Annotated in this window: 5 protein-coding genes; all 5 read left to right on the top strand. The window is 50.7% G+C overall.

All coding sequences use genetic code 11. The features are described from left to right. Nucleotides 1-6 precede the first annotated feature (6 nt). The 5 genes from ACN0YR_RS19990 (at nucleotide 7) to ACN0YR_RS19970 (ending at nucleotide 12,800) form a co-directional block, all read left to right on the top strand. On the top strand, nucleotides 7-912 hold the full coding sequence (locus tag ACN0YR_RS19990; protein WP_417850984.1) for a DUF58 domain-containing protein: 906 nt from the start codon (nucleotides 7-9) through the stop codon (nucleotides 910-912). A gap of 5 nt (nucleotides 913-917) precedes the next feature. Continuing rightward, a complete protein-coding gene (locus ACN0YR_RS19985) occupies nucleotides 918-3,068 on the top strand; it encodes a VWA domain-containing protein (protein ID WP_417850983.1) in 2,151 nt (716 codons plus the stop codon). Continuing rightward, nucleotides 3,065-5,845 carry a hypothetical protein gene (locus ACN0YR_RS19980; protein WP_417850982.1) on the top strand — a complete coding sequence of 927 codons (2,781 nt, stop codon included), beginning with the start codon at nucleotides 3,065-3,067 and terminating at the stop codon, nucleotides 5,843-5,845. The genes ACN0YR_RS19985 and ACN0YR_RS19980 overlap by 4 nt, the downstream gene beginning before the upstream one ends. 197 nt (nucleotides 5,846-6,042) lie before the next feature. Next, a complete protein-coding gene (locus ACN0YR_RS19975; RefSeq protein WP_417850981.1) occupies nucleotides 6,043-11,664 on the top strand; it encodes a hypothetical protein in 5,622 nt (1,873 codons plus the stop codon). After that, nucleotides 11,661-12,800 (top strand): prenyltransferase/squalene oxidase repeat-containing protein, encoded by a 1,140-nt coding sequence (locus tag ACN0YR_RS19970; RefSeq protein WP_417850980.1) that lies wholly within the window; start codon nucleotides 11,661-11,663, stop codon nucleotides 12,798-12,800. The genes ACN0YR_RS19975 and ACN0YR_RS19970 overlap by 4 nt, the downstream gene beginning before the upstream one ends. Nucleotides 12,801-13,002: the final 202 nt, after the last annotated feature.

The raw sequence follows: 13,002 nt of genomic DNA, 5'->3' as shown, positions 1-13,002 counted from the left end.
CTTCTTATGTCCCATGTATCCGACGTCCTCACTCCGCACGACATTGGAAAATTTACGAATTTGCAAGTTCTTGCAAAGCAGGTCGTTGAAGGATTCTGCTCTGGGCTGCACCGATCGCCACATAAAGGTTTCAGCGTCGAGTTCAAAGAGCACCGGTCGTACGTACCCGGTGATGATATTCGCAGTATTGACTGGAAGCTTTTCGGAAAGACTGACCGGCTTTACATTCGCGAATATGAGGAAGAGACGAATCTTCGCTGTACAATTTTGCTCGATTCTAGTGGGTCCATGGGATACACCGGAACGCGAAGTCATGGATTGACGAAGCATGCGTATGCCGTTCGAACAGCTGCTTGCCTGACGTATTTAATGTTGCAACAGCAAGACAGCGTCGGACTGGTGACGTTCGATAAAAAAGTTCGTCGTTACATCCCGCCGCGTGCTCGACCAAAGCATTTGCAAGCCATTCTCGGTGAACTCGAAACGCAAAAACCGAAACACGAAACAGAACTGGGCAGCGTCTTTCACGAAATGGTCGCCAAGCTGCAACGTCGTGGGTTGTTAATGATCATCTCTGACCTGTTTGGTGATGTCGACCAGTTGATGAAGTCGCTGGCACACTTCCGGCATGCAAATCATGAGATCGTCATCTTTCAGATTTGGGACCCGGACGAACTCGATTTCCCCTTCCGGCAGTGGACGCAGTTTGCTTCTCTCGAAGCTGCTGACAACCGACATCTTGTCGACCCGGCACAACTTCGAAACGCTTATTTAGAAAAGTTGAATCAATTCCGAGAACAGCTGGCGAACGGATGTAACCGCCATCGGATCAGTTTGGTCCCCATGACAACTGACCAGCCGTTTGCCGATTCACTGGCAGCGTATTTGGCTTTAAGGAGAAGAGCCAAGTGACGTTCATGAATCAAGCTCTTCTCTGGGGAGCTGCGGCATTTTTGATCCCACTCGTCATTCACATCCTGAATCGAAATCGGTTCCGGACGGTTGAATGGGGGGCGATGCATCTTCTTGAGTCGGTCATTCGTGTGAACCATAAACGGTTTCAGTTGAACCAACTCATTCTGCTGCTCGTTCGGTGTTCCATCCCGTTGCTGCTGGCGTTTTGTTTGGCTCGGCCAATTTTGACTGGAGCGCAGGGACTTGAAGGAGAATCACCTGTCTCACTCGTCATTTTGTTAGACAACAGCTATTCAATGGATACGAACTCAGAGAGTGGGAGCCGGTTTGAGGAGGCTGTGGAAGCTGCTTCCAGGCTGATCGGTGAAACAAGTCGCGGTTCAGAGATTGCCGTTATTCTTACCGGAGGAGTTCCAACCCGTCTCTTTGATGAACCGGTGTTCGATTCGGAAGTCGTAATTCAGAAGCTGAGCCGGACCGAAGGAGGGATGGGAGCCAGCGACATGCAGGCTGCTATTGATGAGGCACTTGTTGTCCTCGCTGGAATGTCACACGCGAGACGCGAGTGCATCATTATGAGTGACTTTCAAAACCGCGACTGGGAGGTCATTCACAAAGAGGGACTTAAGGCAATCCGTCGCCAGTTCGAAGGGCTCGATATCGTCCCCCATCTTTCGATGATGCAACTCGGCAAGCCAGTTCAGGAAAACATTTCGGTTGACTCACTCAGCTTTCCTCGACGTGCTCTCGGAGTCGGGCAACGATTGGATCTCCGTGCGAATCTGCGAAACCACGGTCCGAGCAATGTCGAAAATGTTCGCGCGATCTTCCGCGTCGATGGCGTTGAGGACTCGGTGACTCAACTCCAGTTACCGCCCAGTGCAGAAACACAAGTCTTATTTCCGAGCGAGTTTAAAACGCCCGGTTCGCATGTCGTAGAAGTCGAGGTTGTGACAGATGATCCGTTACAAGCCGACAATCGCTTTGCTGCCGCAGTGACGGTTTGGGAGAACATTAAAGTTTTACTTGTTGACGGGGCTCCCAGTTCACAGCCATTACAGGGAGAGACCGACTATCTTTCCGTCGCATTGACTCCACTCACCTTTGGTCGTGTCCAGCTTCTCGATCTCGTGGAAACTGAAACTATTCAAGTGAAAGAGTTAAACGAAGAGCGTTTAAAAAAATCGCGAGTCGTTGTTCTCGCTAACGTTTCCAAATTGAGCGATGAGCAACTGAAGTTTTTGGAAACGTACGTCAAAGATGGTGGGGCCGTTCTCGTATGTGGGGGTGATCAGCTTGATCTCAACTGGTATCGAGAGAAAATGTTTGTCGACGGACAAGGACTGCTCCCCGTTTCCTTTGGTCCGCTGCAAGGTGAAGTTGGTGAGAAGAATTCAAGCACAGCGGTCCTCTCCCAGCGATTCGATCACGTTGCATTGGAGTTCTTCAACGATCCTTCCAATGGCGATCTTTCGAGCGCCACGATTCGGCGCTGGTATCAGTTGGCTGTTCCATCGGAGGCCTCAGAAGTTGTGACATTGGCCATGATGGAGAGTGGAGATCCATTGTTGGTGGAGAAGAATTATGGGGAAGGTGTGGTTGTGCAAATGGCGACCGCGTGCGATGCGGACTGGTCAGACTTTCCGCTCCGACCGGTTTATGTCCCGATGATGCAGCAGTTGATTACCACGATGGCCTCGCGAATTTCTCCACCCAGAAACATTCAAACTGGAGATTCAGCCGTTGCTCTCATTCCTGATCTGAGCGATCAAGCGACCGTTTCAGTTGTGACCCCGGATGGCCTTCAGCGATCTGTCAAAACTGTGACTGAAGGAACCGCTCAACTTGCGAGGTACGAAGAAACGCAGCGACCCGGACTGTATACAATGTCGCTTCCATCGACGGAAGCGATTCACTTCGTTGCAGAGACCTCGCGAACAGAATCGTCGCTGGATTTGTTGAATGAGACGCAAATCGCAGAGTTGGCAGACGAGTTGTCTGCAACAGTTTTGGAGTCTCCAGAGCAGTATTTGGAACTTGATCGCTTACGTCGTCACGGACGAGAAGTCTGGAAAATTGCTTTGGCGGCGCTGCTGGGACTTCTCTTCCTGGAACTGATCCTGCAACAGCGATTTGCGAGGGTCCGAGCATGACGAGCATACGCTTCATTGGTGATGTCCCGCTTTGGTTGGGGCTTGTTCTTTCTCTTGTCGTCGGAGTGCTTTCATGGCGGTACTATCGACGAGAAAGTTTCAATTTACCACCGCGGCTGAAGTGGTTGCTTCCGTTGTTACGAGCATCTGCATTCTTCCTCGGCATCATGATCCTGACTGGGCCGGTACTTCACCATCGTAAGACTATCGGTGAACCGGGACGCGTGAAAATTTATGTCGACCTTTCTGAGAGCATGACGATGCTCGATCAGCACATGCCGACGATTCGAAAATTACGAATCGCGAAAGAGCTTGGTTGGCTGAATGCGAAAGAAATCAAGACAGAGAAACTTGACCTTGCTGAAAGCCTCGTTCAAGCTCGCTTGGCGTTTGAACAGAAACTGCGAGCAGCTGAAGTGAGTGCCGAAAGCGCTCCGGACAAGACTTCAAGTGTCGCCAACGAAACAGTGATAAAAGCCGTTCGCAGTTTTCAAAAAGAGGTGACACAGCTGCGGAAATCGCTCCCCAATGCGATCAATCAAGAGTTGTGGGGAAAACTAGAGGCTCAATTCGACTCTTTGACAATTGAGCAGGAGAGCCCCGAGAAATTGCTTCAGGTTACGCAAAATTTACTTCGTGAAGTGGCGTCGATTGAGCAAGCGATCAAAAAGAGCTTCGATGATGATCTCGAACAAAAATTGAATGCCGGGGATGACTCTTATCGTTCTGCCATCTCGATGTTTGACGAGTCAACACGGTTACGAAGAGCGGAGCTTGCGCTCACCGGAGCAACTGCAGAAACGGTCGCGGCACTGCGGGAAGAACACGAAGTCGAACTACTGATGATGCATGGATCAGAGGCAATGTCCATCCAGATCGATGAGTTCGAATCGGTACTGAACCGGGATGATCATCAGGGGTACCTCACCGACTTGAGTTCAGCGATTTTGACATCGCAAAGAACTGTGCAAAAAACTGTGGGAACGTCAGGTTCCGTAGGTGATGCCCCAGTTCAAAAGCAGACTGCAGTCGTTTTGCTGACGGACGGACAACACAATTCCGGTCCTTCCCCGGTACAGACTGCGAAGATTCTGGGCGGACAGGGTGTCAAGTATTTCTGCGTTTCCTTTGGTGCGGCGGAGCAAGCTGAAGATCTTGCGGTTGTTGGAGTGGAATATCCGGAACTGGTCTTTAAATCTGATCAAGTTCGGGGAGCAGTGATTCTCCGAGATTCAATGACCGAGAGCGTTCCCTTTGTCGTACAGATTCGGAACGGTGATGATGTCCTTTGGCAAGAGGAATTGGTTTCGCAAAACAGGCCGGAACGGAGAGTCGAATTTGAATTTGCAATCAACGAACTTGTTGATCAGCTCGACGACAGTCTTGATTCCTCTGTCGTGCGGCACTCGATCCCTTTGAACTTGCAAGCGGTTATTGTCCCGTTGGCGGAGGAAGCAGAAACGAATAATAATCAGCGAAGTTTTCGACTGGCAGCCATCAAGCAGAGTTACAAATTGCTAATTCTGGATGGTCGTTCGCGATGGGAAACACGCTATCTGAGAAACGTATTTGAAAGGGACGAGCAATGGGACGTCACCACTGTCATCGCTGGTCCTGGAGCGGACGCTCAAACCCTTCCACGAGGCGATCAAACTGACCAGTTCCCCACCAGTCGTGAAGCACTCTTTGAATTCGATCTGATCATTCTTGGCGAAATCTCTCCGAAGTTATTTCAGACGCATGAATTTGACTGGCTCAAGGAGTTTGTCGAAATCCGCGGGGGAGGAATGGTTCTGATAGATGGTCAACGAGAGAAGCTTCGCGAACTTTTGGAAACCAGTTTGGGGAGTTTAGTCCCTGTTGAATGGAAGCCGGACGCAACTTCACTGACGCCGCAGTCGTTAGAGCTGACTGAACGTGGTGCAGCGGAAAGTTCACTCAGGCTTGCGGCTGATGATTTCCAGAACCGAAAGTTCTGGACAGAACTTCCGCCGCCTCACACTTTGGTTCCTGTCACTGCTCTTCCAGGTGCGGAAGTGCTCGTCGAGGCGAAAGTCGGTACAGATACAGAAGCAGCGATTGTGACTCGCAACTATGGGGCGGGGCGAGTTTTGTATTTCGCTTTTGATGAAACCTGGCGCTGGAGATACAAGTCTGCGGATCTTTGGCATCAGCGCATCTGGAATCAACTGGCGACCTACGTGATGCCGCGTCCGTATGCTGTCAGTGACGAGTTTGTTTCTATCGATACTGGACCGGTCAGCTACGACTTCGGTGAGAGCGTTGATGTCCGCATCCGTCTTCGTGGAGTCGATGGAAAGCCTGCTGTCGGGTCGACGGCGGATGCCCTGTTCTGGAAGAATGGAAAAATCGAAGCCACCGTAGCACTCGAGGCTGATCCGGACATTCCAGGAATCTATCGTGGTCGCTCGCAATCACTTTCAACTGGCGAATACAGTGTTTCGATTCGGGCATCGGGGATGAGTGATTCCGCACTCAAAGCTCGAAGCGAGCTGATCGTGGAAGGGCTCGAATCAGGCGAGATGACAGCCACGAATGCGAACGAAGAGTTGCTCTCCCAAATGTCGGCAGCTTCCGCTGGGGTGATGCTCCGCGAAGAAGACGTTAGGCGTCTACCGGAATTGCTCCGTCCATTCAGTCATGGGCGAATACTCGAATCCGAAACATTGATCTGGCAAAGTTACTGGTGGTTTGCTGCAATGATCCTGTTACTCACGATAGAATGGGGCTTGCGAAAACGTGCTGGTTTATTGTGATGACTGTTTGAGGACTGAGTTGTGTTTTCTGGTCCCGTGAAGAAATGGTATTGTCGAGGAACGCTGAAATTCTCGAAACACTGAACTTCACGAGAGAGTGTACTTCACGGGCACGATGAGCATTGAACATGTTCCAGTAAAAAATGTTATAGTCGGACAACTGTGATTCCCGCCGAACGCGTATCTGGAATTTTCCCATGAGTGTTGGTCTCGATCCGATTGTTTCCCGGAAACTGGATCAGTTTCGACGTCGCCGATTCTGGCTCATCTTCTCGCGCGGCCTCAGCGTTGGGATCGTTTCTTTTCTCGCCTGTGTGACGGTCGTTGCGTTCATCGACTGGTACTGGTTGTTGAGTGATTCAACTCGCTGGGGATTGGGGATTTCCGTTTATCTGTTCTCTTTCCTCGCTGTCTGGATAACCTCTCTTCGCCGAATGATGCATATCCCCGCGCGTGAAGAAATCGCCACGCAAATGGAGCAAACGGACCCACAACTCCGGGAAAATCTACTCTCAGCAGTAGAACTGGCAACGGACGATCCAACTGGGCTCCACGATTCGCCCATGTTTCGTGGATTGCTTCAGGGAAACGTAGCCAGGCAAATGGGACAGATCCGAGTCCCACAAATGTTGCCTGTCAAACTGGTCGCGAAATGGCTGTTCGCTGCGTTGGTGCTGGTTGCTGTTGCGGCGACACTCCTGCTGAACGGTGACATGCGGCTTCGCCAGTTGGTCACTCGCGCAGCCCTTCCGGGGGCGAACATTGCACGTGTCTCTCGAATCCATGTGAATATTCTCGAACCGACTCCTCATTCGCTGCTTCTGGCGGAAGATGAAACGGTTGCGATCGTTGTTGAAGTGACTGGTGGCAGTGTCAATGAAGTCACTCTGGAGACGATTACTCCCAGCCAGGGAACTGTTCGCCAACCGATGCGCGGGACCTCAGGTGAGCAGTTCGCTGCGAATCTCCATGTCACTGACGAATCAGTTGAATATCGAATTTTCGCAGGTGATGCCGTCAGTCAAAAGTATCGAATTGAATCCCGCCCGAGACCGCGCGTCAACGTGTTTCATAAAACGTTTCAATACCCAGATTATTCGCAATTACCTCGGGAGACCAGCCATGAAGCTCATGGCGACTTGCAGGTGTTGGAAGGGACGCAGGTCGAGCTAATCATCGAAGTTGATCAACCTGTTTCAAAAGCGGAACTGCGGCTCGATCTTTCTGGGTCGGACGAAGTGAAGGTCATTCCGTTGTCGCCAGTCGAATCGAAGGAGTCCTCAGCTCAAGGGGAAAACCTTCAGTGGGCTGCCACGGTTCCAGTCGATGAAGCAGCTATTTACAAAGTGAATCTCGTTTCGAAAGAAACCGGTTTCGACAACGTTTTTAGTCCGAAATATGAAATCCGTCCGATTCCAGATTTGATTCCCAAAGTCGGATTTGTCGAGCAGCAGGAAACAACTCTCTTGTTGCCTCCCAACGACATTCTCGCTCTCAAGGGGATTGCCGCAGATGACTTACCGTTAGTTGGCCTTGAGCAGCAGATCTCGGTAAATGGGCAGGATTGGGAATCCATTCCGCTGGAAATGCAAACCGAACAGGGGGCATCGACGCGTCTCGTTACATCTGAGTGGCAATGGGACCTTTTGCAACATCAGCTCAAGACCGGCGATCAGATTCTTACCAAACTGGTTGCCACGGATCTCAAAGGGAATTTCGGAGAATCGATTCCGCTGCGCATTGTTGTCGCAGGGCAAGATTTTGACCCAAAACGTCATGAATTCATGGAGACGAAGATTGAGTTGTACGATTCGCTCGCTGATTTTGCAGCCCTGGTCGCTGAGCAAAAAGTCTCCGCACTGGAAGCGATTGAACGATTAAGACAGCCCGAACAGGAGGAGCAGCAAGCTCTTCTGGATCGAACTTTGCTTCTTGATCTCTCGGCAAAGCAGCGAGACGCAGCTGGGAAAGTTCTTGAAGAAGTTTTGACTGTTGAAAAGTCGATGCCCATTGGAGCGGACGCCTATGACCTCGAATTGAGTGGGAGTCTCCTTTCGAGGATCTATCGCGAGTATTCAAGCTCTCCCACTTACCTGTTGCGTGCAATTGAAAGTACGGATGACGACAAATTGTTAAAGCGGGACTTCGACGAATTGAAACGAACCTATGAACGGGTTACTGATGATGCCAAAGTCGTCGCGAGTCATTACCAGAATATGGCTTCGCATAACTTGCTTGTTGCCATTGCAATGGACATGGAAGCTTTGCTGCATCAGCAGGAAGTTGTCGTTCAGGGGGCAACACAATCCTGGGAACGACTTACTCGACAGGAAACAATTGTTCTCCATCAATTGGAACAGCTGGAGCGACTCATTCGAAAACATCGCGGGCGAATTTCGGAATCTCTTGATTCCCGGTTGTTGAGTCAGTTGAACTGGTCTGAGGGACAGCGTCACAAACTTGAAGATGCTCTTGAATCTGAAGACAAGCTCGAACAACTCAAAAAAACTTCTCAAGACTTGCTCAATCAACTGGCGTCGAGGCAGCGAATCGATCAGCTCGACGGAGGGCTTCCGTCGAGGTTGGGGAGTGCTCGTCGAGATCTCGATAGCAGGTCGGGGCATCTTTATTCTCCGATCGAGCAACTTGCGAACGCGTTGCGGCAGCAGGCCCAACTCCTTCAGCAGAGTCAAAACTCAGCTGACTCTAACAAGAGCAACGAATTCCTGCGCCAGTCGCAACGCTATGAAGCAGAGATAAATCTGAAGCTACGGCATAGTCTGGACCAGTTGCGCGACCGTCGCGATCTGACCCAGTCTCGGATCGATGCCGATTCGCAATATGCAGCTGATTCAAGTCTTACTCATCGTGCGGTGACATCGCTCTTCAATATCTCTCAGCAGGGGCAGTTGACCGACTCTGAAGTTCCAGCTCATCTGGCTGAAATTTTTCCAGCCTACCGAATCCTGGAGGCAGGACATCAACTGATCCTCGTTCAGAAATCGGTGACTCAGTTACACAACCGGGAACGTTGGGAAACGGATCGATCGCAGGCTTACTTTGATCATCCCCGGCAATGGGATGTTCTCTTCGGGCAATTTGACATCGCCAGCCGACGATTACGAGAAGCGAAAGTCCCGACTGAAATTACGACCAGATTCGATCAAATGCGTTGGTCGGCGTCTGTCCGTGATGCTGCAAGAAAGATCGGGGAACGCCGCTGGAATCGTGAGAAGATTGTGGGAGCCAACCACGAACTTGGAGAGCTTCAACGAGAGATTGATTTTCTTGTCGTTGAGCTTGAACCGATCATGGCTCAGGCACGAGCAGTGATTGCAAACTACACGCCGACAATTCCACAAATGGCAGAGCAATCAGCACAGCAGCTTCGTAATCTGGAAGAAAAAACAACTCAGGCAGCTGAATCTGCCGAGAAGAACGAGACGTCGGAGCAGACGCCGCAACTGGCCGAGATTCAGCAATTACAAGAATCGATCAACCAGCAATTGGATGATTTATCACAAGCCCTCATTGAAGATGCGAACTCGCAAGATCTTCTGGATGAGCAACAACGCGAGCGTGCTCGAGATGCCGACGACAGTATCGCGATGATTCAAGAACCTGCGAGAAAAATGAACCGCGCACTTGAGCAGGCACAGGCTGCGAAAACAGGCGAGAAGCAGGCGAGCGATCTCGCACGAGCGACCGAGGAACAGGAGAAAACTGCACAAGCTTTAGACTTGGTCGCCAAACATTTTGGGAAACTTGAAGAAGGTCTCGACATCGCCGACTCACGCGAGCAGCTTCGTCAAGCAGAGCGTGAGATGGGAATTGCCGGGCAAATGGATCAGCAATACCAGAACGCACAGCAGCTTGGAGAAATGGCTCAGCAATCTCCAGAAGCATTACTTGCAGAACTCGAAAAAGAGTTGCAGCAGAACCCTGCAATGCAGCAGGCTCTCTCGGAAATCACAGAAAAAACGCTCAATGAAGCTCAAAGTGCTTTAGAGTTTGCAGCCCGGGATGATGAAAATATCCAGAAGGCGAATGAACGCTCCGATTCTCAGTTTCAGGCGAAAAAGAAAGAGCTTGCAGCGGGACTCCGTCAAGTTGGCTCGGAAGCATCCCAACTTTCCAGGCAGTTGCTGGCGCAGGCAAATCAATCGGCAGCACAAGGGAAATCTACTGAAGCTCAGAAGAAACTGGCAGAGACTCAGCAGAAACTGAACGAGATTGCGACGATCGCGAACAGTGCCAGAGATGATCAGCTTCTGGAAGATTTGCAACAGACCGCACAAGAAGCAAAATCCGCCCTGCAAGATGCTACAAAGTCTCTGAAGCAAGCGAAACAAGAGACCGCTGCGAAGAAGGATGAGCAGATTCACGCTGATGACAAATCGCGCGAGGCTCAAAAGAAAGACTCCGAACAGCGTCGTCAGCGTTTTCATGATCAACAAAAGCGGACCGCACAAGATCTCGCGAAACGGGCTGACGATGCAAAACGCCGGGCCGATCAAACTGTGAAGAACGCACAGAATCAGGTGAATAGCGCCGAGAAGAAAGTTCAACAAGCTGAGAAAAATCTCGCTAGAAAACCTGACGATTCGGGGTTGAAGAATAAGGTCAAACAGGAAGAAGCACGGAAGCTGGCTGAGCAAAAAAAACTGGACGCTGCGAAACAGGCACAGACTCAAGCTGTCGAGGTTGCTCAAGAGCTAAGAAAAGCCTCTGACGAAATCAACAGCAGGAAGCTTCCTCCACTGAACGCCCAAAATCCGGCGACTCAACTTGCTGACCTCTATACTGAAGAAGCCCTTCAGGTCGCTGAGAAATTGAATCAGCAGAGCGAAGAGCTTGCCAAAGCGTCAGAATTTCAAGATGAACTTGCACCGACTCAAAGACAGCTTGCGTCGTCCGAACAGCAGCAACAGGAATTGACTAAAGATATCAACAAGGTCGCAGAAGACGTCTCCCGAGCGGCGCGACATGAACGCAGGCTGAAGAATTTGAATGCCGTTGAGCCTCTCCAGTCGCTTGCAGAATCGATACAACAGGTTGCCACAAAGGAGTCAACAGAGGCACAGCAGCGACTCGGCCAAGCTCAAAGTGAAGCAGAGTCTCGCGAGGCTGCCGAGGCCACTAATCCTGCTGAGGCGAACAAACAACAGGGGCAGAATGACATGGCCCTGCAGGCTCAACAAGCTGTAGCCAAAACCGAAAAGTCACTTTTAGATCAAGCTGAGCAACTTTCGAAAGCTCTCGAACCAATCCTCGCCGCCGATGAGAACGCCCAGGCAAATGCAGAGGATCAACAAGGTGGACAAGCCGACCAACAGTCAGCGACCTCTCCGGGTTCGGGAACTCCACAGTCGAAACCGACAGCACAGCAACAGGCTGAATCACAGCGACTTGCTCAAACGCTCGATGAACTGGATCGACAGCTCGCAAATGCGAGTTCAAGTGAATCGGCCGACGGAGCGAATCCGCAGGTCGCGCAGACTCTCGATTCGATCTCGCAAGCTGCACGAACACAACAGGCTCAGCTTGCCAAATCTCGTACGCAATCACAGCAACAGTCTCAGTTGGCCTCCTCTGATTCCATAACAGAGTCAGCAGATGTTCCTTCCGAGACGGGGGTGATGACAGACTTTAGCGTTCAGGCAATTAATCGGACTGAAGATAAAAAATGGGGGATGCTTCGGAGTCAGTCAGCGGATGATTTGGCGAAAGGTCAATCTGAAGTCGTCTCTGAGGAATACCGAAAAAGTGTTGAAGCCTATTTTCGAGTCTTGGCTGAACGGGCGAGGAAGAAAAAATGAGGTATCAGAGATTCCCAACCGGGATCGCTTTTTCGCAGTCTGCGGTCGTTTGTTCTATCGTCAGTATCAGTTTAGTCCTGTCATCTGGACAACTCGTCGCACAGGTCGACGCAAATTCCGTAGACCAGAAAGCCTCCGCGTTTGAAACTGATGAAATTGATATCGGGGTCGAAAAAGCGATTGCGTATCTAATTTCTCAACAGCGTGAAGATGGAGCGATTCTCGATCAGCGATACGATAGCACGATGACAGCGCTGTCGATCATGTCGATGGCGAGCGTCGGAGTTCAACCCGCTGATAAAGATTCGCGAGGGCAAGCGATGCAGAAAGCATTGGCTTACATTCTTCGCGATGATCGTGTTGATGACAAAGGATACTTCGGGACCAAAGATGGTTCGCGAATGTACGGACATGGGATTATTACTCTCATGCTCACAGAAATGCTGGGAATGGGAGCAACCGAGGAGCAGGACCAACTGATCCACCAACGCTGTCAAAAAGCGATCGATGTGATTCTCAGCTCTCAAAAAGAACAGAAACCGACCCAGCACAGGGGTGGCTGGAGATACAATCCGAATTCCCGGGATTCTGATTTATCTGTTTCCGTCTGGCAGTTGATGGCGTTGCGATCAGCGAAGAATGATGGTCTTGCGGTTCCGGCGAGTGCGATTGATGAGGCTGTTGAATACTTGAAGCGATCCTACGCTTCACGGCTTGACCGAAATGGATTTCCCGATAAGGAGGCGAGTGGGTTCACTTACACTCCTGGACAAAGTCGCCCGACTTTTACGATGACAGCTGCCGGACTGCTGGCGATGCAGGTTTGCGGGGAGTATGAATCTCCATTAGTTACCGGGGCCTCCGATTGGTTGTTGGAGAATCCACCAAAATGGAAAGAACGCTTCTGTTCCTACGGGACTTACTACTACTCACAAGGGATGTATCAGCGAGGAGGCGAACACGCAATCAAGGCTCAAAAGCTAGTGCAGGAGATGCTTCTCGGGCAGCAGGCGAAAGATGGCTCATGGCTGGCGGAGAACGGATCGGAGAAAAGTCACGGACGTGTTTATGCAACCTCGATGGCGGTACTCAGTCTGTCGGTGAAATATCATTATTTACCGATCTATCAAAAGTAGCCCTGGAAAATCTTCCTCGGTGACTTCATTTCTGTCAGTGTAAAGAGAGGCGAATTTTTCGGCGTATAACAGTTTTTTCGATCATTCGAAGAATTTGACATCTTTTTGACACGATACGGTTTCCCTGATTGCAGTCGCCTGCGGTGTTCACTAGACTTCGCCTCGTTCGCTTTTCCGAAAGAAATTTCAGGAAAGACTGGTA

It is taken from the genome of Thalassoglobus sp. (assembly GCF_048270125.1).
GTDB lineage: Bacteria > Planctomycetota > Planctomycetia > Planctomycetales > Planctomycetaceae > Thalassoglobus.
The sequence above is the reverse complement of the archived record's forward strand: the minus strand, read 5'-3'. Positions and strand labels throughout refer to the sequence as shown.

Bases quoted from the DNA above. Each gene is read 5' to 3' on its own strand.
- ACN0YR_RS19990 (WP_417850984.1), top strand. From the start codon at position 7: ATGTCCCATGTATCCGACGTCCTCACTCCGCACGACATTGGAAAATTT.
- ACN0YR_RS19985 (WP_417850983.1), top strand. From the start codon at position 918: ATGAATCAAGCTCTTCTCTGGGGAGCTGCGGCATTTTTGATCCCACTC.
- ACN0YR_RS19980 (WP_417850982.1), top strand. From the start codon at position 3,065: ATGACGAGCATACGCTTCATTGGTGATGTCCCGCTTTGGTTGGGGCTT.
- ACN0YR_RS19975 (WP_417850981.1), top strand. From the start codon at position 6,043: ATGAGTGTTGGTCTCGATCCGATTGTTTCCCGGAAACTGGATCAGTTT.
- ACN0YR_RS19970 (WP_417850980.1), top strand. From the start codon at position 11,661: ATGAGGTATCAGAGATTCCCAACCGGGATCGCTTTTTCGCAGTCTGCG.